The sequence below is a fragment of the Ignavibacteriales bacterium genome (assembly GCA_026390795.1).
Lineage (GTDB): Bacteria > Bacteroidota > Ignavibacteria > Ignavibacteriales > Melioribacteraceae > Fen-1258.
Map to the genome: position 1 here is coordinate 354197 of JAPLFG010000003.1, position 25052 is coordinate 379248.

Annotated in this window: 22 protein-coding genes; 11 read left to right on the forward strand and 11 right to left on the reverse strand. The window is 36.3% G+C overall.

Translation table 11 applies throughout. The features are described from left to right. Positions 1–112: 112 nt before the first annotated feature. From NTX65_05225 to NTX65_05275, 11 genes are all read right to left on the reverse strand, one after another. Positions 113–1000, reverse strand: coding sequence for a slipin family protein (locus NTX65_05225; GenBank protein ID MCX6168715.1), 888 nt, complete (start codon positions 998–1000; stop codon positions 113–115). Next, entirely contained in the window at positions 997–1377 is a 381-nt protein-coding gene (locus tag NTX65_05230) for a GntR family transcriptional regulator (GenBank protein ID MCX6168716.1), read from the reverse strand. Before NTX65_05230 ends, NTX65_05225 begins: the two co-directional genes overlap by 4 nt. Before the next feature lie 217 nt (positions 1378–1594). Further along, positions 1595–2089: an NADH-quinone oxidoreductase subunit NuoI gene (gene nuoI, locus NTX65_05235; GenBank protein ID MCX6168717.1), complete on the reverse strand. Its 495-nt coding sequence runs from the start codon at positions 2087–2089 to the stop codon at positions 1595–1597. A 44-nt stretch (positions 2090–2133) separates the two neighbouring features. Then, on the reverse strand, positions 2134–3165 hold the full coding sequence (gene nuoH / locus NTX65_05240; GenBank protein MCX6168718.1) for an NADH-quinone oxidoreductase subunit NuoH: 1032 nt from the start codon (positions 3163–3165) through the stop codon (positions 2134–2136). A gap of 78 nt (positions 3166–3243) precedes the next feature. Next, positions 3244–4917: a molybdopterin-dependent oxidoreductase gene (locus NTX65_05245; GenBank protein ID MCX6168719.1), complete on the reverse strand. Its 1674-nt coding sequence runs from the start codon at positions 4915–4917 to the stop codon at positions 3244–3246. A gap of 11 nt (positions 4918–4928) precedes the next feature. After that, the gene (locus NTX65_05250) at positions 4929–6197 is read right to left on the reverse strand and encodes a pitrilysin family protein (protein ID MCX6168720.1); all 1269 of its coding nucleotides are present in this window, start codon (positions 6195–6197) and stop codon (positions 4929–4931) included. A gap of 93 nt (positions 6198–6290) precedes the next feature. Then, entirely contained in the window at positions 6291–7514 is a 1224-nt protein-coding gene (locus NTX65_05255; protein MCX6168721.1) for an aminotransferase class I/II-fold pyridoxal phosphate-dependent enzyme, read from the reverse strand. Between the two features lie 88 nt (positions 7515–7602). Further along, positions 7603–10590: a histidine kinase gene (locus NTX65_05260; GenBank protein ID MCX6168722.1), complete on the reverse strand. Its 2988-nt coding sequence runs from the start codon at positions 10588–10590 to the stop codon at positions 7603–7605. A gap of 110 nt (positions 10591–10700) precedes the next feature. After that, a complete protein-coding gene (gene gdhA, locus NTX65_05265) occupies positions 10701–12062 on the reverse strand; it encodes an NADP-specific glutamate dehydrogenase (GenBank protein MCX6168723.1) in 1362 nt (453 codons plus the stop codon). Positions 12063–12367: 305 nt separating this feature from the next. After that, positions 12368–13066 carry a sugar transferase gene (locus NTX65_05270; GenBank protein MCX6168724.1) on the reverse strand — a complete coding sequence of 233 codons (699 nt, stop codon included), beginning with the start codon at positions 13064–13066 and terminating at the stop codon, positions 12368–12370. Positions 13067–13132: 66 nt separating this feature from the next. After that, positions 13133–13906: an ABC transporter permease gene (locus tag NTX65_05275; GenBank protein ID MCX6168725.1), complete on the reverse strand. Its 774-nt coding sequence runs from the start codon at positions 13904–13906 to the stop codon at positions 13133–13135. 375 nt (positions 13907–14281) lie between these two features. On the opposite strand from NTX65_05275, the gene NTX65_05280 reads away from it, so the two are divergent. The 11 genes from NTX65_05280 (at position 14282) to NTX65_05330 (ending at position 25046) form a co-directional block, all read left to right on the forward strand. Then, positions 14282–15352 (forward strand): branched-chain amino acid aminotransferase, encoded by a 1071-nt coding sequence (locus NTX65_05280; protein MCX6168726.1) that lies wholly within the window; start codon positions 14282–14284, stop codon positions 15350–15352. A 13-nt stretch (positions 15353–15365) separates the two neighbouring features. Beyond that, on the forward strand, positions 15366–16466 hold the full coding sequence (locus NTX65_05285) for an alkaline phosphatase (protein MCX6168727.1): 1101 nt from the start codon (positions 15366–15368) through the stop codon (positions 16464–16466). A gap of 312 nt (positions 16467–16778) precedes the next feature. Continuing rightward, positions 16779–17414 carry a transcriptional repressor LexA gene (gene lexA, locus NTX65_05290; GenBank protein MCX6168728.1) on the forward strand — a complete coding sequence of 212 codons (636 nt, stop codon included), beginning with the start codon at positions 16779–16781 and terminating at the stop codon, positions 17412–17414. Between the two features lie 14 nt (positions 17415–17428). After that, a complete protein-coding gene (locus NTX65_05295; GenBank protein MCX6168729.1) occupies positions 17429–17677 on the forward strand; it encodes a hypothetical protein in 249 nt (82 codons plus the stop codon). 8 nt (positions 17678–17685) lie between these two features. Then, a complete protein-coding gene (locus tag NTX65_05300; protein ID MCX6168730.1) occupies positions 17686–18075 on the forward strand; it encodes a hypothetical protein in 390 nt (129 codons plus the stop codon). A 106-nt stretch (positions 18076–18181) separates the two neighbouring features. Beyond that, positions 18182–19009 (forward strand): isoprenyl transferase, encoded by an 828-nt coding sequence (locus tag NTX65_05305; GenBank protein ID MCX6168731.1) that lies wholly within the window; start codon positions 18182–18184, stop codon positions 19007–19009. Continuing rightward, complete coding sequence (gene bamA, locus NTX65_05310; protein MCX6168732.1) at positions 18972–21470, forward strand: outer membrane protein assembly factor BamA; 2499 nt, start codon at positions 18972–18974, stop codon at positions 21468–21470. The genes NTX65_05305 and bamA overlap by 38 nt, the downstream gene beginning before the upstream one ends. Positions 21471–21493: 23 nt before the next feature. Next, positions 21494–22036 carry an OmpH family outer membrane protein gene (locus tag NTX65_05315; GenBank protein MCX6168733.1) on the forward strand — a complete coding sequence of 181 codons (543 nt, stop codon included), beginning with the start codon at positions 21494–21496 and terminating at the stop codon, positions 22034–22036. A 17-nt stretch (positions 22037–22053) separates the two neighbouring features. Continuing rightward, on the forward strand, positions 22054–22569 hold the full coding sequence (locus tag NTX65_05320) for an OmpH family outer membrane protein (protein MCX6168734.1): 516 nt from the start codon (positions 22054–22056) through the stop codon (positions 22567–22569). A 6-nt stretch (positions 22570–22575) separates the two neighbouring features. Continuing rightward, entirely contained in the window at positions 22576–23634 is a 1059-nt protein-coding gene (lpxD, locus tag NTX65_05325) for a UDP-3-O-(3-hydroxymyristoyl)glucosamine N-acyltransferase (protein ID MCX6168735.1), read from the forward strand. Then, a complete protein-coding gene (locus NTX65_05330; protein MCX6168736.1) occupies positions 23634–25046 on the forward strand; it encodes a bifunctional UDP-3-O-[3-hydroxymyristoyl] N-acetylglucosamine deacetylase/3-hydroxyacyl-ACP dehydratase in 1413 nt (470 codons plus the stop codon). The genes lpxD and NTX65_05330 overlap by 1 nt, the downstream gene beginning before the upstream one ends. Positions 25047–25052 lie beyond the last annotated feature (6 nt).

The following is a 25052-nucleotide window of genomic DNA, read 5'->3' on the forward strand; positions in this document are numbered from 1 at the left end:
AAACTAACAAAAAAATATAAAATATAAAACCCCGGCGTTTGACCAGGGTTTTATAATAAGAATAAAATATTTTTTAAGAATATACCAAACTGCATTTTATCTCAACTTCATTTTAATTTTTCTCCGCTGCATTTTGTGCCAAAGCAGCCAATCCACCCACAGCTCCGAGATTCATCGATTCTAAAGCAGAGCTAGGAACAATAATTAATGATCCTTTTTCTTTAAGTCCTTCAAACAACATGTTCATTCCTCTTAGCTGCAATGCAACGGGATTGTTTTTGTAATTCTCGCTCGCCTTAGCAAATTTTTCTGCGATCTCTGTTTCCGCTGTTCCTAATATTACTCTTGCCTGTCTCTCTCTTTCCGCTTGTGCTTGTTTACTCATTGCATTAGCTAGTGCGGCTGGAATAACAATATCTCTAATACCAACGGTATTGCAGGTGATTCCCCAGGGATTAGTGTGTTCATCAAGTGTCGCCTGTAGATCGATTGCAATTTTTTCTCTGTTCTGCAGAAGATCTGCCAATTCATGCTTGCCGATATTATCACGCAACCCGGTTTGTGCAATGTAAGATACCGCAGTAATATAGTCTTGAACTTCCAATGCAGCTTTTTCCACATCCCAGACAGTCCAATACACAACAGCATCAACATTTACCGGAACTGTATCTTTGGTCAGAGTTTCTTCGGCTTTAAAATATGTAGTTCGAACTCGTTGGTCTATATAGCATGTTACACGATCCGCAATTGGAATTATTAAAAATAAACCGGGACCTTTCAGACCAATGAATTTTCCCATTCTCAAAACGACGGCTCTTTCCCATTGATCGGCAATTTTAAAAGAGGATGAGAATAATAATGATATAATAAACCATGCAGTTAAACCATAAATGCTTATAAACATAAAGACAAATAGAAGTGAACCGAGAATGGCCAGACAAATAAAAATAGTCATTGCAATAAGATTGAAATCATTTCTTCCTACTTCACGAGGATTCATTTGCTACCTCCCTTCTTTTTTTTTAGTTCATTAATTACTTCATCAATTTTGAAACCGTAACTAGATGTGATACTTAAAAATTCCGAACAAATGTTTGATAATTTACTCTCTAATTCATCCGAATCGATACGAGGTGGAATTGTACCGATGAATGTTCCGGTCCCTTGCTGGGTCTCAAGTACATTCTGGATCTCAAGTTCCTTGTATGCTTTCGATATTGTATTGAGATTTACTTTTAATAGAACCGCAAGAGAACGAACGGTGGGGAGTTGCTCTCCAACTTTCAGACTTCCTGAAGAAATTCCAAAACGAATCTGATCGACAATCTGTTTGTAGAAAGGAACTCCGCTCCTGGGGTCAAGTTTGAATTCAATCATAAGCATTTCCTTATAATTTATTCGATTTAGTTAATCAATGCAATAGTCTACTATTACACTAATAATATAGGGCACTGGTTATTTATTGTCAAGATAAATTTTTCTGCATCTTATAAAAAAGGAATCGAAGGAAGTACTTTAAATTTTTACGCATGATTCTTTAAAATAAAAAACCCTCGAAATAGTCGAGGGTTTGAAAAAAATCATTAAAGGAATTCTATTTAAACTTTCTTAAGAATTCCAATCTATCTTTTAAGTTCTCAACGGGAACCAATAATTTATCTTTTCCATAGATCGCATCATTTCTATTCGTGAAAACCAATTCATAATCTTTGCTCATAACAATTGCTTCTTCCGGACAAACTTCTTCGCAGAAACCGCAAAAGATGCAGCGCAGCATATTGATTTCAAACTTCTGCGGATATCTTTCTTTTTCCAATGCAGTTTCTGCCGCTTGTACTTCAATTGCCAATGCGGGACAAACACGGGAACATAATCCGCATGCAACACAACGTTCCGTTCCATTATTTTCTTGAACAAGAACAGGCCGGCCGCGGTATGATGACGGCGGTTCAAATTTTACCTCTGGATACTGCATCGTTACATTTGGACGAAACATATTCTTAAGAGTAAGTGCCATTCCTTTTACGATTTCGGGAATGTAGAGTTTCTGCAATATGTTTAAATCTTCTTTCCTTTTTTGTACCGGCATCTTTTACCTTTTAATCTTTTGCGAACTAAAGTTCGCACTACAAATTATAATCCAAAAATCATTATTAATGCGGCAACCCAAATAATATTTGCAAGAGCTAACGGAAACATTACTTTCCAGCCAAGATTCATCAACTGATCATATCTAAAACGCGGTAAGGACCATCTAACCCACATAAAGAAGAATATCAAAGCACCAATTTTAAATAAGAAAGCAGCGATCTGTATAATAGTTGTAATTGTATAACTGAGTCCTAATTTTTCTATATATGGAACCTGGTAACCGCCAAGGTAAAGCGTAACAATCATTGCACTCGCTATTGCCATATTTGCATATTCGGCAAGAAAAAAACCGGCAAATTTAAACGAGCTGTATTCTGTATGGTAGCCCCCAACAAGTTCCGGTTCTGCTTCGGGCAAATCAAAAGGTAATCTATTTGTTTCTGCAAATGCCGAAACTAAAAATGTTATGAATCCAATAGGTTGAACAACTGCATTCCACATCCAACCATGCTGAGCTTCTACTATTTTTACCGGACTTAAAGACTGCGACATCAAAATCACACCGGCAACTGAAAAACCCATTGAGACTTCATATGAAATCATTTGCGCGGAAGATCGAATTCCACCGAGTAAAGAATATTTACTTCCGGAAGACCATCCTGCAAAAGTAATTCCATATACGCCAAGAGAAGTGAGTGCAAGGACATAAAGAATTCCAATATTTACATCTGCGACTACCAAATTTATTTTGTAGCCGAATATTTCAATTGGAGGACCCAACGGTATTACGGCATATGTAGCAAAAGAAACAAACAATGCGATGAACGGGGCTAAAGTATGTAATGTTTTATTTGCAGCATCTGGGATTATATCTTCTTTAAACATTAATTTAAAAACATCCGCAAACGGCTGCAATAAGCCATGCCATCCTACACGGTTTGGTCCAACTCTATTTTGAACCCATGCGCTAATCTTCCTTTCAAAGTAAACTGAATACGCTACTGTTAACAGAAGCATTACAACTATAATCAGAATCTTTATAAAAGAGACTATTAATATTTCCCAAATGTTCATGAACCAATCACTCCGAATTTTTTAATAGAACGCAAATTTTTAAAAATCATAATCATCATAAATATCAGCGTTCCATTTTTAAGCTGAAACTGTTTGCTTAATTTTAAGCAATACTCCTTGCTCACCAATTTTATTATAATCAAGACCTTTGAAACTATCTACCGAATGAGTCATATCTATAAAAACATCTTCCGCCATTTCGTATTTTGTTTTTCCGCCAAGATATGAAGAGAGCATTGTAAAAATTTTCCAGCTCGGTCGAGAATCATATTTTGATCCTTGCATCCAGCGGTCGAACTTAGTACCAAATTTATCCCAACGGCTCATTTCCATTCCATCAAGAGCGCGGTCCATCTCTTCCGTTGCTACTGCCGGACGAATTCTTTGAACTCTACCTTGAAAGTTTACAAATGTACCGTTCTTTTCGGCAAATGTAGAAGCGGGGAAAACTATATCTGCCAGCATTGTAGTTTTGTTTTCGTTCGAAGAATGAATAATCAAGAGCTCAAGTTTATCCAGAATTTTTTCATATTCATCATTGAATGTTGCAACATCATCTTCCATAACATAAAGTGCTTTGATCTTACCTTCTTTAATTGCTTTCATTATTCCTTCGACACTCAATCCATTAGAACCGGCTCTTACGCCAGATAATTCCGCACCAAGTTTGTTTGGAGTTTTATCTTCGCGAATTAAAATATCATCTTGATCACCCGGAACGGTATGATTTACAAAATCGAAATTGACGACACCGAGAGACTTAGCAAATTTTACTAACGCAAAGTTATCTTCACATGTAGTAAATGCAGAACCGATGAATGCAATTTCGCCGCTCTTGTAATCCTTCAAACTTTTTGCAGCAACTTTAAATGCTTCTTCCCAAGAAACTTTTTCGAGCTTTCCTTCTTTGCGTATGAAAGTTCCATTAATTCTATTATCCGCATTTACATTTTTAAAAGTGTTTAATCTCCCGTTGTCGCACATCCAGTAACTGTTCACATCATCATTTTGACGCGGTGTTAATCTTAATATCTGATTGTTGCGAACCCAAACTTCTGAATTGCATCCGCGTGCGCATCCAACACATACAGAATTTGTTTTCGACATTTCCCATACACGGGATTTAAATCTGAAATCTTGATTTGTTAACGCTCCGACCGGACAAATATCGGTTGTGTTCAATGTGTAAGGATTATCAAACGATTCACCGGGGAAAGTTGTAATAGTAACTTTATCTCCCCGTTTAACAAATGTAAGTTGATTCTGTTTTGCAATTTCATCCGAGAACCGGATACAACGCGAGCACATGATACATCTATCACCGTCAAATTTTATATTTGGACCAAGTTGAACACGTTTTTCTTTTCTGACTTTAATTTCTTCAAAACGACTTTCACCGCTGCCATGTGCATAAGCATACTCTTGAAGTTTGCACTCACCGGCTTCATCGCATATTGGGCAATCCAATGGGTGATTTATGAGAATAAATTCCATTACTGCATTGCGTGCCTGCAAAGTTTTTTCAGATTGAGTGTAAACGACCATTCCATCCATTGCGTATGTTGAACATGAAATAGCAAGCTTAGGCATCTTTTCAATTTCTACAAGACAAACACGGCAATTACCGGAAACCGATAAACTCGGATGCCAGCAGAAATGAGGAATTTCAATACCCGCAGCACGTGCGGCTTCTATTACAGTTTGTCCTTGTTTAAACTCGATCTGTTTACCATCAACAGTTAACATTGGCATATTGCTTTCCTTTACACAACTTTCTTAAGCAGTAAATTTTTTGAAGATAAAATTACTCTTGTTAGACCACCATTTTCAAATTTATTTGATGAATAAAATAATTCGTTCGACATTTCCTGAATATCTTTAGCGGTAACAGATTGAATATGTTTTACCGTCTCTTCAACTGATTTTATCTTATTAAAGTAGATAACGGACTGCGCAATTCTAAGCATACGGTTAGTTGTACTTTCCAAACTCATAAGCATATTGCCAATCAGATATTCTTTTGCGCGACTGAGTTCTATTTCTCCAACCTTTTTTTGTTTAATCTTTTCAAGCTCTTTTAGAATCAAATCCTGTGCTTTATAAACCGATTTATCGTTGGTCGAAAGATAAACCCCGAATGTGGAGATATCAAAAAAAGAATTTAAAAATGAATTTATTTGATATGCTATTCCGTTCTCTTCACGTATTTTTTGAAATAGCCGAGAGCTGCTTCCTTCTCCCAAAATATGTGAAAGAACACTAACTATATTTCTACGTTTCTCTTTGATTCCGTAAGTCGGTTTACCCAATATGTAATGAACTTGCTGAGTTTTTTTCTCAACATAAATATCTGCAGCCGGCTTGAGTATAAGATCGCGTTTATTTTCGCTGGTTGACTTTAGATTTTTTGTAACATATTTTTTTGCGAATCTAACTAAATCTTTATGCTCAATATTTCCGGAAGCCACAATGAAAAAACGGTCGAATGTATAATTCTCTTTTACAAAATTGAATAGGTCTTTTTGCTTGAATTCACGCAAGTTTTTTTCTGTACCGATGATAGGCATTGCAAGAGAATTGCCCTTGAAAACATTGCTTTCAAATTTATCAAATATCAATTCATCGGGTGAGTCTTCAATATCGTAAAGTTCATCAATTACAACTGCAGATTCTTTTTGAATTTCTTTGGGGTTGAAAACAGAATTTTGCATCATATCTGCCAGCACTTCAAAAGTTTTTTCGATATGATTTGTAAGTCCTCTTCCGTAAAAACAAGTATGTTCCTTAGAAGTGAACGCGTTTAGATATCCACCCAGCGATTCAATATCTTCCGCAATCTTTTTAGCCGAACGTTTTTTAGTTCCTTTGAAGAACATGTGTTCCAAAAAGTGACTTATACCACTGTATTCCGGAGTTTCATCACGTGAACCAACATTAAACCAGAAGCCAAGCGAGAATGATTTAACATAGCTGATCTTTTCAGAAATTACTTTAATTCCGTTAGGCAGTTCTGTAATATTTATATTCTTCAAATGAAATGTTCTTATGTTATTAGAAAATGGTGGGCAAATATAGAGAAGCGCGGTTTGGTTTACAACTTAGAGCCAAACCGCGGCAGTCAAGAATTATTTTGCTAAAATCTTCTCAAATTTCTCAATGTACATTGCATGAAATTCGCCAATTGCTTTGTATGCTTTTTCCAAAATATTTTCCGGTGGAAGAAATACAATTCGGAAATGATTTGTTCCCGGTAATTGTCCGAATCCGCTTCCCGGTACAACTACAACTCCTGTTTCTTTTAATAACTCGGCAACAAAATGCGTATCGTTAGAAACGTCATTGAGACGCGGGAACGCGTAGAATGCTCCTTCAGGTGCAACACATGAAATTCCTGGAATTGAGTTCATCATCTCAAAAGTTAGATTTCTTCTGCTCGTCAATTTTTTCATTGCAACTTCAAGATGAGATTGATCTCCGAGAAGTGAAGGCGCTATACCATATTGTGCAGGATGATTAGCACATAAACGCGCACGCAATATTTTATTTATTGCTTCAATGTAATCATTCAGTACCGATCTATTCCCGCTAACAATCCCCCATCCAATTCTAAAACCGGGAACCATGTAATTTTTAGACAAACCTCCGAATGTAATCATAGGAACTTCTGAATTAAGAGACGCAATTGAAGTATGTTTTTTTCCATCCATTAAAAGTTTATCATAAATCTCATCTGCAAAAATTACAAGATTATGCTCTAATGCAATCTCAATTATTTGTTTTAAAATTTCTGTTGAGCAGATTGATCCGGTTGGATTATTTGGATTGATTAATATAATTGCGCGTGTCTTGCTATTTATTTTACTTTTGATGTCTTCAATATTGGGCTGCCAGTTGTTGTTTTCATCCAAGTAATACGGATTTTCCATTGTCTGTAATTTGCTTTGAATTGCCGTATAAAGAGGATAACCCGGAGTTGGTGTTAAAACATTCTCACCTTCGTTTACAAGTGCAGTAAGACAAATATCAATTGCTTCACTCGCGCCGGTAGTTACAAAAATATCTTGAATATTTTTTATTCCTTTACGCTCTGCTTCTTTTGCAATTGCATCTAATGCATGCTTAATTCCGGATGAAGGAGAATAACCGTTATAGTTTTTTTTCATTGCATAATAAGTAGCTTCTATAAGATGTTTTGGCGGTTCAAAATCAAAAACATTCGGGTCGCCGATATTTAGATACAACATTTCTTTTCCCGTTTTTGCAACTTCATTTGCAAGTACAACTATATCACGTACCGCATAAGTAATCTTTTCTGTTCTTACAGCCGGTTTAATTACAAAGTTTGACATCACTTCTCCATTAATTTCAATAATGCGTTCAAAAATTAGTCTTTTTGAAATCCATTATCCAACAAGTAAGAATGCTTTAAGGAAAAGTTCAGGCGGGTTTTAGAATAATTCCTTTATTACGGTGACCATTAATCTTTATTGTAAGAGGTCTCTCTAAACGAATATGTTTAGTAAAATTTTTATGCTCTACAATATTCTGATGCTGCAGCCAAGTCCAATCAATAAATCCTTGCTCTGTAAAATCGTCTATAGTAAAATAACCGATTTTAAATGAAGTAAGGTTCTGGAAAAAATGAGATCCTTGCGAAGGAGTAACATTGAAATCCATAAAGTTTGATTCTATGATTGCTTTAGCACCGTTGATTTGTTCCCATGTAACTGGAATGCCGAGCCAGGGGTCGAGAGTACCCCATCGTCCAACTCCAATCAATAAATAAGAAAGTTCATCATTAACCATCTTTGAATTGAATTGAGCAATTTCATGTGCAACATCAATTGTAAACTTGCGGTCAAATTTTTCGAGATCGACAAAAACAATATCTTTTATATCGCTAACAACCCCGTGTCCCAAAACTTGATCGCTTCTGCAAATTAAATCTTTCGAATCATTATGATCCAGATCGAGTTCTTCTATTTCATTACTTATAACGAGCGGACGCATTTGAAGCAAACCAAACTCTTTTGGTTTTCCTTCCGGTACTTTAAGATTGACTGCAAATTCAATTTCAATTGGAGAACCGGTTCCCCATGTACCCATTTCCAGGAGTAGGTCTAATATTTCCGGAAGAGGAAAAACTTGTTGTTTGATGATCGGCGCCAGAGTAAAAACTTTTGGTCCAGTTCTTTCTACACCATCATACAATGTTTGATTTTCTTTAGAATAAGTCGAACAAACTAAATCGAGCGTTCCATCTTTTTCCGCATCTGCCAAAGAATATTTTTTTACTAAACGATCTTCATCAATATTTCTATCAGTATATTCTTCATTTAGATCAAGAGCAAAAAAATCATGCGGTGTGTATTTCAATAAATCATTAAAACTTCCTATTTGAAGCGGATGCTTTGGAAACTTAGGACAAAATCTAAAACTTAATCCGCCGTCAACAATAGCCTTACCAAGTCCGGGCGCAACAGCGACTGTTCCATCGGTTGATTTTAGCGGCGGGTTTGGATAAAAATTATATGATTTAGCAACACCGGAAAATTCAGGGTAGAATTTTTTGTCATGATCGGCGCCAACTAATTTTTGAATTATCACAGCCATTTTTTCTTCTTCAAGGCGGTATGTAGTAACCTTGAAATAATCTTTTGACTTATGAAAAAAGACTGAAGCATAAATTCTTTTTATTGCATGAAAAAGTTGTTTGAGCCGTACTTCCGGATCCTCGTGGCTATTTGGAAGCATGAATGTATCGTAAACACCAGAGAATGGTTGACCTTGCGAATCTTCAAGAAGACTTGATGAACGAACCGCCAGCGGAACACGAACTAAATCCAAGAATGAACGCAAATCTTCAACGGCAAAGCGCGGAAAATTATCTGCTTTGAAAAACCGATCCATCAACAATTTATCATTCTCAGAATTTAATGCGAAGTCCCTTAATTCATTATCATCTAAATATTGATCGAAAACATCTGTGCCCAATACGACTGCAGAAGGAACAAAAATTTTCACTCCAGTAAATCGGTAACGAATTTCAAAATTGCTGAGTAACGTATTTACAAAACCGAGACCGCGTGCTTTTCCGCCAAGAGAACCGCCGCCGATTCTTGCGAATGTTGTTGTAACATCAAATGTCTCTTTGTGAAAATCAGAAATAACTCCGATCTGACGGGATTTTCTAAATTCACTTACATAATCAATTAATAATTTGCGTAATGCAGAGGTTGATGGAAAATCTTCTACTTTTTTCGGCCGAAGTTGATGCGCAAGCCAAAATTCAGTTCTTGCTTTTAACCAATTGGAAAAATGATTACGCGAAGCATGGTAAACAATACTTTCATCCGGAACTATTTCGAGTTGTTCTTCAAGCTCGGTTAAATTTTCTGCCCTTCCTACTTCAGTTCCGTCATCGGTTCGGAAAACAAAATCGCCAAAACCGAAATGAGTCAGCATAAACTCTTTCAAATTTTCCAAAAGTGTAGGAGAATCTTTTTCCAAAAAAGTTGTGCCGATTGAGGAGGCTAATTTTCCAATAGTATGATTTGTTGATTGAAGAAGAATCGGGATATCCGGTTTATGCTCTTTTACTTTTTGCGCAAATAAAATTCCCGCATTTGGATCGCGTGTTCCCTCACGATTAAAATCAATATCAGAAATTATTCCAAGAACATATTCCTCGTATTTTTCAAAATAGTTCCATGCTTCTTCAAAGCTGGAACACAATAATATTTTTGGACGCGCGCGCATTCTTAAAAATTTATGAGAAAGATTTATTCCCTCAGAAATTAAACTTTGCGACTGTTTGAGTACTTCTGTATAGATAATTGGTAGATACGATGAGTAAAATCTAATGTTGTCTTCGATGAGAATTATTGATTGCACGCCGACATGTTTGGTATCGTGTTCTACATTAATCTTGTCTTCTAAATATTTTACGATGCCGAGCACAATTCTATAATCGCCCTGCCAAATAAAAACTTTATCAAAAACGGAAATATCTTTTGTTGCGATAAGATCGGTCATTTCACGGTTATCGTAGCTCAAAAGGACAACCGGAATTTCTAGTTTGTTCTCTTTAATTTTTCTTGCAAAAGTTAGTGCCGACATATCTTCAATATGCAGCGTTGTTATAATTAGATTGAACCGCTTTTCCTTTTTAGCCATACTGATCGCCTTCTCACCGTTGGAAACATGAACAAGTTCTGGTGAATGGCTAAGATTTAACCCTTGATATTCTTGACGGATCAGTTCATAAAGACGGTTGTCTTCTTCAAAAATGTATGAATCGTAAAGACTGGAAACGAGAAGTATATCATGAATGCGGTAGCGCATCAGGTTATGGAAATCCTGAAACTTGGAATAGCGGCTTGTTTCTATCAGCTCTTTATCAAATTTGATTGGTTGGCTGTTCATAAAAATATTTCACGGAAAATTTTCGAGCATTTCGAATTTGTTACCGAACACGTTTCAATATAAAAGTGGGGCGATTAAAATCGCCCCATTAATTCACGAATGATATTTAATTATACAATTCCTTGATCTAACATTGCATCTGCAACTTTTACGAATCCTCCAATGTTAGCACCGTTAACATAATTAAACGGAGTTCCGTATTTTTCAGCTGTATCAACACACGTTTTATGAATGCTCTTCATAATCATGTGAAGTCTGTTGTCGACTTCCTCACGAGTCCAGCCGTAACGCATACTATTCTGCGCCATTTCTAAACCGGAAGTTGCAACGCCGCCGGCATTTGCTGCTTTACCTGGTCCATAAAGAATTTTCGCTGCAACAAACTGATCGATTGCCTCTATACTCGACGGCATATTTGCACCCTCGCTAACAACATAAACTCCGTTCTTTAAAAGATTTGCCGCATCTTTACTATTTATTTCGTTTTGTGTTGCTGAAGGAAATGCGCAATCGGCTTTGTGATTCCACAATGGATTGAAATCTCCGCTTGCATCAATTTGAGTATAAACCGATCCTTTGAATTTATCTGTGTATTCTTTCATTCTTCCGCGGCGAACATTTTTCAATTCCATCACAAATTTTAATTTCTCTGCATCAATACCGACTTCATCATAAATGTAACCATTGGAATCTGAGAGTGTTAGAACTTTTCCACCGAGCTGTAAAATTTTTTCTACTGTATATTGAGCAACATTACCGCTGCCGGAGACCAAACATTTCTTTCCTTCTAAAGTTTGCTTACGAGTGTTTAACATTTCGGCTGCAAAATAAACGGCGCCGTAACCGGTTGCTTCCGGTCGGATAAGTGAACCGCCCCAATTTAGTCCTTTACCTGTAAGAACACCTGTGAATTCATTACGCAATTTTTTGTATTGACCAAACATGAAACCAATTTCACGCCCGCCTACTCCAATATCGCCAGCCGGTACATCCGTGTTTGAACCGATGTGACGGAATAGTTCATTCATAAAACTTTGGCAGAAACGCATAACTTCACCATCGCTTTTTCCTTTCGGGTCAAAATCCGAACCGCCTTTACCTCCTCCCATTGGGAGTGTTGTTAAACTATTTTTAAATACTTGTTCAAAAGCCAAAAATTTTAAGATGCCAAGATTTACAGAAGGGTGAAAACGTAATCCGCCTTTGTAGGGACCAATTGCACTATTCATTTCAATTCTAAATCCGCGGTTGATCTGAACTTCTCCTTGATCATCAACCCATGGAACTCTAAACATTAAGAGCCGTTCCGGTTCAATAATCCTTTCTAAGATTTTTTCTTTGCGGTACTCCGGGTGTTTTTCAAGTACTACAGTCAATGATGATGCAACTTCAAACACTGCCTGGTGAAATTCCGGCTCATTTGGATTCTTGGCTTTTACTTGAGCCATTAGACTTTTAACGAACTCTGACATAACTGCCTCGATGATTGATTAGTGAATAAGTGATTTGATAAGTAGGAAGGGTATTACAAGAATGTATTAGAAATATGATTTGCCAGTTAGGAATATTAGAATGAAGGAAAAGTTGGAGAATAATATTTTCTGAATAAATGTATATGCTTATCATCTATAAAGGAATAACTCTTATTCTTAATACAAATTAATTGCATTAAGATTCTTACGCAAGCGGAAAAACTCTTTTTTATATCTTTATATCAATAAAAATTATCATTGTAATAAAAGCATGAGAGTAAAACAGTGTTAGATATATTTCATTCTTATTCATGTTTCCCGGGAAGTAATTCTTTTGAGGGGGCAAATCTAAAGTACTCAAGAGCGGTAATAAATATTTTGCTTATAAAATCGTTATCCGGAATCCTTTCATCTGAATTTTTTGCAAAAAGAATCATTGGAATTGTTGAAAAAAGAATAATTAAATCTAATAATGAAGATTTTTTCTCTTCGTAAAAAAGATCAAGACCTACCAGATTTTCCGCGCCGCGAGACCGGTCTCCTATTATCTGCCAAATTCCAGTAATGCCTGGTTTTGAAATTATCTTTTCCCGCAAATTATAATAGAATGATGATTGAGCCTTTAAAATTTCTAAATCTTTAATCATCAAAGGACGCGGTCCAATAAAGCTCATTTCACCAAGGAGGATATTGTAAATCTGAGGTAATTCGTCTAGACCACTTTTTCTTAACCAGCATGCAAACGCATTAAGATGGGTCTCCATTTTCGGCATTAAAAAAACTTCATTCATCCTGTTCTTATTTTTTCGTTCAATTTGAAAAGACGGCATTGTTCTAAATTTTATCATAGTAAAGCGGTAGGTATCTAGTGTTAATCCCCGCGGATGAAAAAAAAGTGGGTTATCTTTGACAATTATTAAAAGAACTGCCGCAATGATTAATTGAAACGGAAATGTCAAAATAATAAGTAATAGTGAAAGGATAATATCAACTGTTCGTTTCATAAATTTGTACATGTTCAGAATCTATTGTTCTTAATTACTCTGGAAGATCAATTGTAAAGAAATAAATCAGAAAATCAATGTCCACAGTATATAGTCAAGGATTAGAATCATAGCAGAGCTAATAACAAAAGATCGGATAGTTGATAAACCAACCCCCTCGGCACCGCCTTCGGTTCTGAAACCAATATGACAGCCAAGCAATGAAGTTACGCTGCCGAAAAGCATCCCCTTTACTATACCAAATATAAAATCACTGAATAGAAAATAACGTTTGACGGAGATAAAAAACACATTAAATGAAACACCGAGAAAAAAATTTGAAATAAAATAGGCACCGATTATTGAAATTACATCGGCGAAAAGTACAAGTATCGGTATCATTATTAAGGAAGCAAAAAACCGGGGTGCTGCTAAATAAGAGATGGGATTAATTCCCATTGTTTCAAGTGCATCTATCTGTTCGGTAACTTTCATTGAGCCAAGTTCAGCCGCAATAGAAGCGCCTATACGCCCTGCAATAACAATAGCTGTAAGAACAGGTCCCAATTCAGTAATTATAGATCTGCTGGTGGCACTACCAAGAAATGATAAAGGTGCTATTCCTTTTAATTGATAAGCCGCCTGCCATGCTGCAACTGCGCCTGTAAACGTTGCAATTATCAGCACAAGCGGAATTGAATTTACTCCAATGTGTTCCATCTGAAAATAAAAATTTCGCCTTCTTTTAAATAGGTAGGGCAAAGATTTTATTATTTCTAAAAAGAGCCGAACGACTTGTCCGAACTCCTGGAAAAAGTCAATAGTCTTTTTACCAATTTTTTGAAAGAGAAGGCTAATCATATTTTAATTTTTTATTCTATATGCAAGCTAATAAAGTTGTTCCAATATTGAAATCAGATATTAGTAGATTTGTTAAAGAAAAAGTTTGCGGAATTTTAAGCTATTCTTTAACGCATTCTGATATTTCGCCGTATTTTGCCATTAAGTACAAAATCATCAACTTGGCAATTATCAGTAATTTTGTATATTTTTTCCGCACAAATAATTGAAAAGAAAATAAAAAATAAATGCGAAGAAATTTTATTATAAAAGATATAATTCTCGGTATTCTAGTAATTACAATTTCTGGTTTTCAGCATAACCCGGTTTTGTTTTGACCGGGTTTTTTTATTTTAATTAGTTCCGTTCAATAAAAGAGAAGGAATGGTGATTAATATGAACGATCTAAATATTGAAATTCTTGAAAGAGACACAAAAGTAATTCTACCTGAAAAATTAATCTTCGGAAAAATTTACACAGATCATATTTTTGAAGTTGACTACGATGAAGATTTAGGCGGTTGGTATAATCCTACAATCAAACAATTCGAAAATATTAATCTCAGCCCGGCAGCTATGGTTTTTCACTACGGTCAATCAATATTTGAGGGGCTAAAAGCTTACAAGCAAGATAACGGCAGAGTTGCTCTTTTCCGCCCCAACAAAAATGTTGAGCGATTAAATAATTCTGCTAGAAGAATGTGTATCCCGGAAATTGATCCGGATTTTGTTCTTAAAGCTATGCTTGAATTAGTTCGAATTGATAAGGATTGGATTCCAACACGTCCCGGGCATTCTCTATACATCCGTCCGGTTATGTTTGCTTCGGAGCCATTACTTGGTGTTAGAAGCGCTGTGAACTTCAAACTGATAATTATGCTCAGTCCTGTTGGTCCGTATTATCCCGAAGGTTTTAAACCTGTACCAATCTATGCAACTGATAAATATGCACGCGCAGTTAGAAAAGGAATAGGTGAAGCAAAAACCGCTGGCAATTACGCAGCAAGTCTAATGGGCCAGCATGAGGCAAAGAAAGAAGGATATTCGCAAGTTCTTTGGCTTGATGCAATTGAGCAGAAATATCTTGAAGAAGTCGGTGCAATGAATATTTTTGTTCGTTTCAAAAATGAAGTTACAACTCCTATGCTGACTGGATCGATTCTTCCCGGTATTACCAGAATGTCCGTTCTCGAAATTTTGAAGGACTGGAAATATAATACAACTGAGCGAATGATTAGCCTGCAAGAAGTTATTGATGAATATAAAGCAGGTAATTTAATTGAAATGTTTGGAACTGGAACTGCTGCGGTAATTTCATCAGTTAGTAAATTGAAGTTTAATGATCAACTCCTCCAATTCAGTGAAACTGAAGCCGGTGAACTTGGCACAAAATTGTACAATGAATTAGCGGGCATACATTACGGTAGAGTTGAAGACAAACATAAATGGATGACTTACATAGACTAATATTGGCGGCTTTTTGATAAAGAAAATATTTTATTACGCAACGGTTGCAGTGTTATTAACTGCAGCCGTTTTTTATTCTAAAAACAATAATAAACCAAAAAATATAATTCTCTTGATTGGCGACGGAATGGGAGTCTCACAGGTTTCTGTTTCCGCTCAATCAATGCAGAACGACCAGTTCAAAAAATTTCTTTCCATTGGGCTTATAAATACTTGTAATATAGATAATTTGATTACCGACTCAGCCGCAGGTGCAACATCATACGCAACCGGTTATAGAACAAAAAATGGAATGATAAGTATTGATGAGAATGGAAAAGTTTTAGAAACTGTGATTGAAATTGCGAAGAAGCAAAAAATGGCTACGGGGATAATTGCAACAAGTTCTGTTACCAATGCCACTCCCGCAGCTTTTATCTCTCATAACGGAACCCGTAAAGAAGAATACGGAATCGCTTCACAGATTGTAAAATGCGGTGTAGATGTTTTACTTGGTGCCGGCACAGATTTTTTCCTCCCCAAAAGTCTTGGCGGTAGAAGGGATGATAAATATAATTTGATTGACTCTATGAAATCTGTTGGATATGAATTCATATCTAGCCCAAGTTTGCTTAAAGAAAAACTTCCATCGAAAAAATTTTTTGGACTTTTCGGTGCTGCAGCACTTCCGCATGCCAAAGAAAGGGATTATACACTCGGTTTTCTTACCGATAATGCAATAAAGTATTTAAGCAAAAATGAAAATGGTTTCTTTCTTATGGTCGAAGGTTCTCAAATGGACTGGGCAGCGGATGCAAATGATAAAGATTATCTTTTTGGCGAATTGAAAGATTTTAATTCTGCAATAGAAGCCGCATTGAAGTTTGCTGAAAAAGATAAAAACACATTAGTAATTGTTCTTGCCGACCACGATACCGGAAGTCTCGGTATTTCGGGAAAGAATAAAGAGACTGGTGAACTTGATGTTGTATGGGCAACAAAATATCATACGGCAAATTTAGTTGGTGTTTTTAGTTTTGGTCCGGGCTCCGAAATGTTTGTAGGTATTCAAGACAATAATATCATAGGCCGGAAAATTATAAATTTTATAAACCCACTCTTCAAATGGAAATAGATTCTGCATTACTTATTATCTCTAATAACCCGTTGTGTGAATTAGAATGTAAACCGTTAAAACGGTTCTAACATTGTGCTTCTAACCCCGCGATTAATCGCGGGGTTAATCAATGAAACAATGTTTTTGTTAACTGTTTCAACAGTTTATTAAACTATATTTTTTAATTCACACAACACGTTCTAATAGAAAAGATCTATTTCTAAATCTCATTTAACAGATACATTCATAAGCCAGAACATGCCTTAAATTTTTCCCTTGACACAGTGCTCATTCGTTCACTATATTGTAGGTGCACAAAGGAGCACTAATATGAAAAATGAACTCACGGATCGCCAGCAAGAAATACTTGATTTCATTCAAACCTATGCGAATCAGAACAGCTATCCCCCAACTTACCGGGAAATAGGAAAACAATTTAACATTGCGAGTACATTCGGCGTCAAAAGACATATCGATGCATTGGTTAAAAAAGGATTCCTATCCAATGAAAGCAAAACAAGTAGAACTATTGCACTTATTGAAAATACATTAAACAAATCAAGACAAGTTCTCGATAATATGATAGGAATACCAATTGTTGGTCGTGTTGCCGCTGGTCAACCGATACTTGCGGAAGAAAATATAGAAGGGAACGTTTTGGTGGATGCCGGTTTATTAAATAAAAGAAATGATTGCTTCGGTCTAAAGGTTCGAGGCGATAGTATGATCAATGCAGGAATTCTTGAAGGTGATTTGGTAATTGTATCTCCTCAACAGAATGCTTCAAACGGAGATATTGTTGTTGCGCTTCTTCAAGATGAAGCAACGATGAAAAGATTTATAGCAAAGGACAACAAAATTTATTTAATGCCTGAAAATGAAAAATATAACCCGATTGAAATTGCAGACCGGGAAGATTTTTCAATTATTGGAAAAGTAATCGGTGTCTTTAGAACGTATAACTGATGAATGGAGAAAAAATGAAATCACTGCTATTTACATCGGCAATCAGAAATAGAAATAGAGTAAAATTTTTGTACGGTTTTGAAGAGATAAATTTGGAACCTTATTACATAGCACGGAATAAAAATGGTAAGAAAGTGCTTTATGGAAAACTGAGCTGTACAAATGAAATCAAAATGTTCGAGTATGAAAAGATGAGCAATATCAAAATATTTTCATTTGAAAAATTTTCTCCGGTTATTCCAATTATACCGAGATTTAATTAGAGTAAAAAATGGCACCAAGATTAAAAAGAGAACGAGTTGATTACCTGATAGACCATCTATGGCAGCATGGATATTTAACTCTTAGTAGAAAGTTCGGTAAGTATCTACCCGCTCCTCCATTAATGGGCGAGTATGAAGTTGATGCCGTGGCAAAGTATAAAAAGAAAATTGCATTGGGATTAACTGTTACCGATGAAGAATTGAATGACCATTCATTTTTAAGCAAGCTTGATTTTTTAGCAAACTACTCTGCACGTTTTCCTCAAAACAGAATTACTCTATTTATTGGAGTTCCATATAACTCGTTAGTTAAGGCATCTCTTCTAATTTCTTCTCTTGATGAAGAGACGCAAAAGCATATCAAAATAATCACTATACCAGAGCCGTCATCGAAATAAATTTCTACCTTAAATTTTGTTCAAAATATCTAAACTTAGTTTACCTTGACATTTACACGCATGGGAACTATTTTTTCGAGCCAAAATTTGAGGATGACAAGATAAGTTGGCTACAAAGCTTAGTGCCACTGATAAAAAATTAGTTGAAGATGTAAAAGCAAAAGGCAACATCCCTCAGCATATCGCATTAATAATGGATGGAAACGGTAGATGGGCAAATAAAAGAAGTTTGCCCCGTGTTGCCGGACATCAGCGCGGTGTTGAATCGGTTAGACAAGTTGTAGAAGCATGTGTAGGGCTCGGTGTAAAAATTCTTACTCTCTATACTTTTTCCACAGAAAATTGGAAACGCCCGCAAGATGAAGTTTCTACTTTGATGAGATTAATTGTAAGAAGTCTTCAGAACGAAACAGATGAGTTGAACAGTAATGGAATTCGATTGACTACTATCGGCGATACTACTTCGCTACCGAATATTGTTCAAGATGAATTGAAAGCTGCACTGGATAAGACATCTCATAATGATCGGATGATTTTAAACCTTGCTCTTAGTTATAGCGGAAGATGGGAACTTGTTGAGGCAGTTAAAGATATAAGCAAACAAGTAATTGCCGGAAAGTTAAAACCAGAAGAGATAACAGAAGATACAATTTCGGGAAATCTCTCTACGAGAGGGTTGCCCGAACCGGATTTATTGATTAGAAGCGGCGGCGAATTTAGAATTAGTAATTTTTTGCTTTGGCAGATTGCTTATTCGGAAATATTTATCTCAGATGTGTTATGGCCCGATTTCCGGTGTAAACATTTGGTTGAAGCGATTAAAAATTTTCAAAAAAGAGAAAGAAGATTTGGTTTGGTTAGCGAACAACTATCGAGCAAACAGATAAAAGAGCATAATGATAAAACACACTCCCAAAAAGTGGTTAAAGCTTAGTCTAATCTTATTACTAATTACATTAGCCGAAGTTTATCCGCAAACGCAAAAGATTAATTACAAAATCCTTGGTATTTCTGTTATTGGAAATAAGTCTGCAGATGCCGCAACTATTATTGCAAATTCGGGGTTGAAGGTTGGTGACGAAATTACCATGCCCGGCGATCAATCCAATAACGCAATTAAACGATTATGGAATTTGGGAATTTTTCAAGATGTTCAACTTTTAATTGAAAAGAAAATTGATAACGGTGTTTTTCTTCAATTGAAGGTTCAAGAATATCCGCGTCTCGAAAAAATTGTATTAACCGGCAATGATGAATTAAGCAGCGACAATATCAATAAAAAGATTAATATCGTTCGCGGACAAACTCTAAAACCGCAAGAAATAACACGAATTATAAACAAAGTAAAATTGTTGTATGACGACGACGGCTATCTGAATGCTAAGATTGTACCAGACTATTATCAATTTTTTCGTGCAGATACAGTTGGTCAAGAATTAAGTGTTACGTGGCGCAATGAAAAAGATCTTTCCAAAGAATATAAAACTACTTACGAACTTGATAAAAATTCTTCCCTAAATTCGGTTGCCAAAATAAAAGACCGCACAGTTGTAATATTTGATATTACAGAAGGAGATGAAGTTACAATTGAACGTATTAGGTTTCATGGTAATACAGCCTTTCCGGATGATGATTTAATCAGCCAGTTTGATGAAACAAAAGAACCTAAGTGGTGGAAATTCTGGTCTTCTCCAAAATTCAAGAAAGATAAATTTGAAAAAGACAAAGATCTATTAACAAATTTCTATCGAAAGAATGGTTACAGAGATTTTGTTGTTCTGCGCGATAGTACAGTCTTTTCCGAAGATAAAAAACATCTTGATGTTCTAATCGATGTTTACGAAGGCGCACAATACAAAATTAGAGATGTAATTTGGGAAGGCAATACTGTTTATCCTTCGGAAGAACTAAGTGCTCGTCTTGCGTTTAAGAAGGGTGATGTTTTCGATTATGAAAAATTTAACCAGAATCTGCATTACAATGAAAAACAATCAGATGTCTCTTCGCTCTATCAGGACAATGGATATCTTGGTTTTCAACTTGATGCTAAGGAAGAGAAGGTAGCCCCGGATTCAATCGATATTAGAATTAAAATTAATGAAGGTAATCGTTTTAAAGTCGGTAAAGTTGATATTACAGGTAATGATAAAACAAAAGATAAAGTTATTCGCCGCGAGCTCTATACCATTCCCGGTAGTTATTTCAGCCGAGGATATATTTTAAGAAGTTTACAACAGCTTGCGAATCTTCAGTATTTCAATTCGGAAGCCCTCTATAAAAGCGGTGTTGATTATAGACCTGCGAACGACAGTATTGTAAATATCATCTACAAAGTGGAAGAAAAATCGAGCGACTATTTAAATGCTTCTGTGGGTTACAGTGGCGCATTCGGTTTTAGCGGTGCTGTCGGATTTACATTATCAAATTTTTCTATTGCAGAACCGCTCCAAATGGGCGGCGGGCAGATTCTAAATTTCAATTGGCAGTTTGGAGTTGGAAATTTTTATAGAACTTTCTCTCTCGGTTTTACAGAACCTTGGTTTATGGATACTCCGACTTCTCTCGGTTTCGATCTGTTCGATACCCGCCAAAGATATGTTTACGATCTTCAACAGTCAGGCATCACTTTCCGTGTAGGAAAAAGATTAACGTGGCCGGATGATTTTTTCTATGTTCAAGGTACAATGCGTTTTCAATATAACGATGTAATTGACGGCGCAGGATATTATCCAACGGGTCTTTCACGTCAATACACATTAGGCACAACAATTTCAAGAACCGATATTGATAATCCTATCTTCCCTACGCGCGGATCCAAAATTATGTTGAGCGGTGAACTTTCAGGCGGACCTTTCTTGCCGGGAAATGTTGACTACTACAAACTGCAATTTAAAGCTGAATGGTACAGGCCTTTATTTAGGAGTAATAGATTTGTACTTTACACTTCGGCAGATCTGGGTTATATTGGAGAGTTAAAAGACAACACCCCAATTCAGCCGTTCGAATATTTTTACATGGGTGGAAATGGTTTGATAATAGCTACTACGCCTTTACGCGGTTACGAAGACCGCAGTTTAGGTCTAAGAGACCCTCAAACAAACAACGTTAGAGGCAGCAGCGTAATGGCTAAGTTCACTACTGAATTCAGAGTGGCACTATCAATGGAACCAATTCCAATTTATTTACTTGCTTTTGCAGAGGCAGGTAACGTTTATTTGAATATGAAAAATACCGATTTATTCAATTTGAAACGCTCGGTGGGTATTGGGGCAAGAATATTATTAAATCCGATTGGATTGATCGGATTCGATTATGGATACGGATTTGACCGCAGAAGTGTTGACGGATTAGATCCACAATGGGTTTTCCACTTCCAATTTGGAAAAGGTTTTTAACAAACATTAAAATAGAGGTAACCGTGAAAAGAATTATTTTATTTGCATTAATTGTTTTTTCTACATCGCTTTTTGCTCAAACACAAACTACTCAACCAACACCGTTAAAAATAGGTTATGTTGATTCAGAAGTTATTCTTGCTCAGTATCCAGAAGCTATAAAAGCTAAAGCTGATCTTGACGGATTAGTTGCTAAATGGAGAAAAGATTTAGACAGTATGAAGACAGACATTCAGAAAATATCCGATGATTATCAGAAACAAGCTAAAACTATGAAGCCTGAAGAAGTTAAAGCGGCAGAAGCAAAGTACGGTGAAAAAGTACAAAAAGCGCAGCAATATCAGGATTCAAAATTCAATCAGCCTAACGGCGAATATTTTGTAAAACAAGATCAATTTATGAAACCGGTTAAAGAAAAAATCTTCAAAGCAATTGATGAAGTTTCTAAAGAAGAGAACATGCAGTTTGTTTTTGATAAAGCAGGCGAAGTAATTCTTCTTAAAGCCGATCCTCAGTTCGATATTACTTACAAAGTACTCGATCTACTTAAAAGAGGTAAAAAATAATTACCGGGGAGTTCAATATGAAAAAGACCGGATTAGTTCTATCGTTAATTCTGTTCGCTGTTTTTACACAGAAACTAGATGCACAACTGAAAATTGGTTATGTGGACAGCGACACAATTATGAAGCAGCTTCCAGATGCCCAGGATGTTCAGAAAAAACTGGACGCCATGGTTAAAGAATGGCAGGAAGAACTTTCTAAAATGGAAAGAGACTGGAAAACCAAATACGACGATTACGACAAGCGTAAATTAATATTGAGCGAACAGAAACGTGTTGAGATTGAAAAAGAGCTTGTCACTATGGAAGATCAGGTTTCCAAGTACCGTCAAGATAAATTTGGCGTCAAAGGAGAACTTTTTCAGAAGCAGGAAGAATTAATGAAACCGATTCAGAATAGAATCTTTACAGTAATTCAACAAATAGCAAAAGAAAAAGAATATGATTATGTTTTCGATAGAAGCGGCGATATATTGTTCCTCTACGCGAAAGAAGAATATGATCTGACGCAAGAGGTAATCGATAAACTTAAGTGAGAATTTATGAAAATAAATTTGAAATCAGCCGCCGACTTTGTCGGCGGTGTTGTTATCGGCAATCCTGAAATTGAATTAACGGGTTTTGCTAAAATCGAGGAAGCAAAAAAAGGAGATCTAACTTTTCTATCTCTCCCCGCTTATGAAAAATTCCTCAGCACCACAAAAGCATCCGCGGTTATTATTGGACCGGAGTTTAAAAAAACCAGAACAGATATTGCTTACATCGATGTTAAAAATCCTTCCGACGCAGTTCAAAAAATTATAACAACTTTCTTAAAACCGAAAATCAATTTGCATGGAATTGATCCAAGCGCAGCCGTTCATAACTCTGTAAAGGTTGGTAGAAATGTGGCGATCGGTAAAAATGTTGTAATCGAAAAAGGTTGCTCTATCGGAGATGATTCGGTTATCTATCATAATAGTGTAATACTTGAAAATGTTAAGATAGGCAGTAATTGTTTAATCTATCAAAATGTTTCCATCCGTGAAAATTGTATTCTCGGAAACAATATTATTATTCATCCGAATACTGTTATTGGTTCAGATGGATTCGGTTTTGTTCCTGATGAGAAAGGCATCTATCAAAAAATACCGCAGATTGGAAATGTAATATTGGAAGATGATGTCGAACTCGGTTCAAATGTTTCTATTGACAGAGCAGCTCTAGGATCAACGATAATTAGAAAAGGTGTTAAGATTGATAATCTTGTTCAGATTGCTCACAATGTTGAAGTCGGAGAGAACACTGTCATGTCAGCTCAGGTCGGAATTGCCGGCAGTACTAAAGTTGGAAAGAATTGTATGTTCGGCGGTCAAGTCGGAATAATTGGTCATGCAGAGATTGCAGATCAAGTTATGATAGCAGCACAATCCGGGGTTGCAAAATCAATAAAAAAATCGGGGAAATACTTTGGCTCGCCCGCAATCGAATTCAGAGATGCTTTTAAAAGAGAGGCACATTTAAAAAACCTTGGCACGTATGCAGAAAAAATTAAAAAGTTAGAAGAAAAAATTGCATCTTTGGAGGAGAAAATCTCGCAACTAACATCTAAAGGTAACTGATGCTCGAACTTCAAAGAACGATTGCAAAACCTGTTTCACTTTCCGGAATTGGTTTGCATACCGGCACATCATGTACAATGACTTTTACACCTGCACCTGATAACAGCGGAATCAAATTTGTCAGAACGGATTTAGGCGGCAGACCGGAAATTCCTGCTAACGCGGATTTTGTTGTTGACATATCACGAGGCACCACGCTTGGTCTTGGCTCCGCAAAGGTCTATACAGTTGAACATGTTCTTGCCGCAATCGTCGGTTTACAAATAGATAATATTACAATTGAGTTAGACGGCATTGAACCGCCGATTGGCGACGGAAGTGCGATGCCTTATGTTGAAAAACTTTTGGAAGCCGGGTTCGTCACGCAAGATTCTCCAAAAGATTATTTGGTAATTGATCAAACCGTGATGTACCATAACGATGAAGAAAAAATTGATATTGTTGCTCTTCCAATGGATAGCTATAGAATTTCATTGATGGTTGATTATGAAACCCCGATTCTTGGAAGCCAGCACACTGGTTTATTTGATTTGGAAAAAGAATTTGTAACGGAATTTGCCCCTTCGAGAACTTTTAGTTTTTTAAGCGAAGTTGAAATGCTTGCCGATAAGGGTTTGATAAAAGGCGGAAATATTGATAATGCGGTTGTGATAATTGACCATGAAATTGATGACGCCGGATTGAATCGCTTGAAAGAGAAACTGGGATTGGCTGAAGATTTAACAATGAGCCATGAAGGATTTTTAAATAACAATAAACCAAGATTCAAAAATGAACCGGCGCGTCATAAACTTCTTGATTTGATGGGCGATTTGGCATTAATAGGAACACCGATAAAAGCTCAAATCCTTGCCGCACGACCCGGACACAAAGCAAATGTTGAATTCGCAAAAAAAATCAGAAGTCTTTATCAGCAGAAAAAAATAGTTAAGAAATTCCAGCTGGTTAAGAAAGAAGGCGTTGTGCTTGATGCAAACGCGATACAGAGAATTCTTCCGCACCGTTACCCCTTCCTCCTCGTTGATAAAATTGTTGAACTCGATCTTGATAAAAAAGTTGTCGGTGTGAAATCAGTTACAATCAACGAACCGTTTTTCCAGGGTCACTTCCCCGGTCAGCCTATAATGCCGGGCGTATTAATTGTTGAAGCTATGGCACAGGTTAGCGGCATTCTGATTTTAAATTCTTTCCTTGATCCCGAAAATCATCTTGTTATGTTCATGAGCATCAATCACGCAAAGTTCAGAAAACCTGTTGTTCCCGGAGATCAATTATACCTGGAAGCTGAGGTCATTAGTAAGAAGAGTAAATATTTTTCAATTAAGGGTTCTGCTTACGTGAATAACGATCTTGTTGCCGAAGCGGAATTTATGGGCGCTATTACTAATAAAGAAAATCAAAAAGAAAATTAAAAATAC

Bases quoted from the DNA above. Each gene is read 5' to 3' on its own strand.
- NTX65_05320 (MCX6168734.1), top strand. From the start codon at position 22,054: ATGAAAAAGACCGGATTAGTTCTATCGTTAATTCTGTTCGCTGTTTTT.
- NTX65_05245 (MCX6168719.1), bottom strand. From the start codon at position 4,917: ATGCCAATGTTAACTGTTGATGGTAAACAGATCGAGTTTAAACAAGGA.
- NTX65_05280 (MCX6168726.1), top strand. From the start codon at position 14,282: ATGAACGATCTAAATATTGAAATTCTTGAAAGAGACACAAAAGTAATT.
- NTX65_05300 (MCX6168730.1), top strand. From the start codon at position 17,686: ATGGCACCAAGATTAAAAAGAGAACGAGTTGATTACCTGATAGACCAT.
- bamA (MCX6168732.1), top strand. From the start codon at position 18,972: ATGATAAAACACACTCCCAAAAAGTGGTTAAAGCTTAGTCTAATCTTA.
- gdhA (MCX6168723.1), bottom strand. From the start codon at position 12,062: ATGTCAGAGTTCGTTAAAAGTCTAATGGCTCAAGTAAAAGCCAAGAAT.
- nuoI (MCX6168717.1), bottom strand. From the start codon at position 2,089: ATGCCGGTACAAAAAAGGAAAGAAGATTTAAACATATTGCAGAAACTC.
- NTX65_05270 (MCX6168724.1), bottom strand. From the start codon at position 13,066: ATGAAACGAACAGTTGATATTATCCTTTCACTATTACTTATTATTTTG.
- NTX65_05230 (MCX6168716.1), bottom strand. From the start codon at position 1,377: ATGATTGAATTCAAACTTGACCCCAGGAGCGGAGTTCCTTTCTACAAA.
- NTX65_05260 (MCX6168722.1), bottom strand. From the start codon at position 10,590: ATGAACAGCCAACCAATCAAATTTGATAAAGAGCTGATAGAAACAAGC.
- nuoH (MCX6168718.1), bottom strand. From the start codon at position 3,165: ATGAACATTTGGGAAATATTAATAGTCTCTTTTATAAAGATTCTGATT.
- lexA (MCX6168728.1), top strand. From the start codon at position 16,779: ATGAAAAATGAACTCACGGATCGCCAGCAAGAAATACTTGATTTCATT.
- NTX65_05225 (MCX6168715.1), bottom strand. From the start codon at position 1,000: ATGAATCCTCGTGAAGTAGGAAGAAATGATTTCAATCTTATTGCAATG.
- NTX65_05330 (MCX6168736.1), top strand. From the start codon at position 23,634: ATGCTCGAACTTCAAAGAACGATTGCAAAACCTGTTTCACTTTCCGGA.
- lpxD (MCX6168735.1), top strand. From the start codon at position 22,576: ATGAAAATAAATTTGAAATCAGCCGCCGACTTTGTCGGCGGTGTTGTT.
- NTX65_05295 (MCX6168729.1), top strand. From the start codon at position 17,429: ATGAAATCACTGCTATTTACATCGGCAATCAGAAATAGAAATAGAGTA.
- NTX65_05255 (MCX6168721.1), bottom strand. From the start codon at position 7,514: ATGTCAAACTTTGTAATTAAACCGGCTGTAAGAACAGAAAAGATTACT.
- NTX65_05275 (MCX6168725.1), bottom strand. From the start codon at position 13,906: ATGATTAGCCTTCTCTTTCAAAAAATTGGTAAAAAGACTATTGACTTT.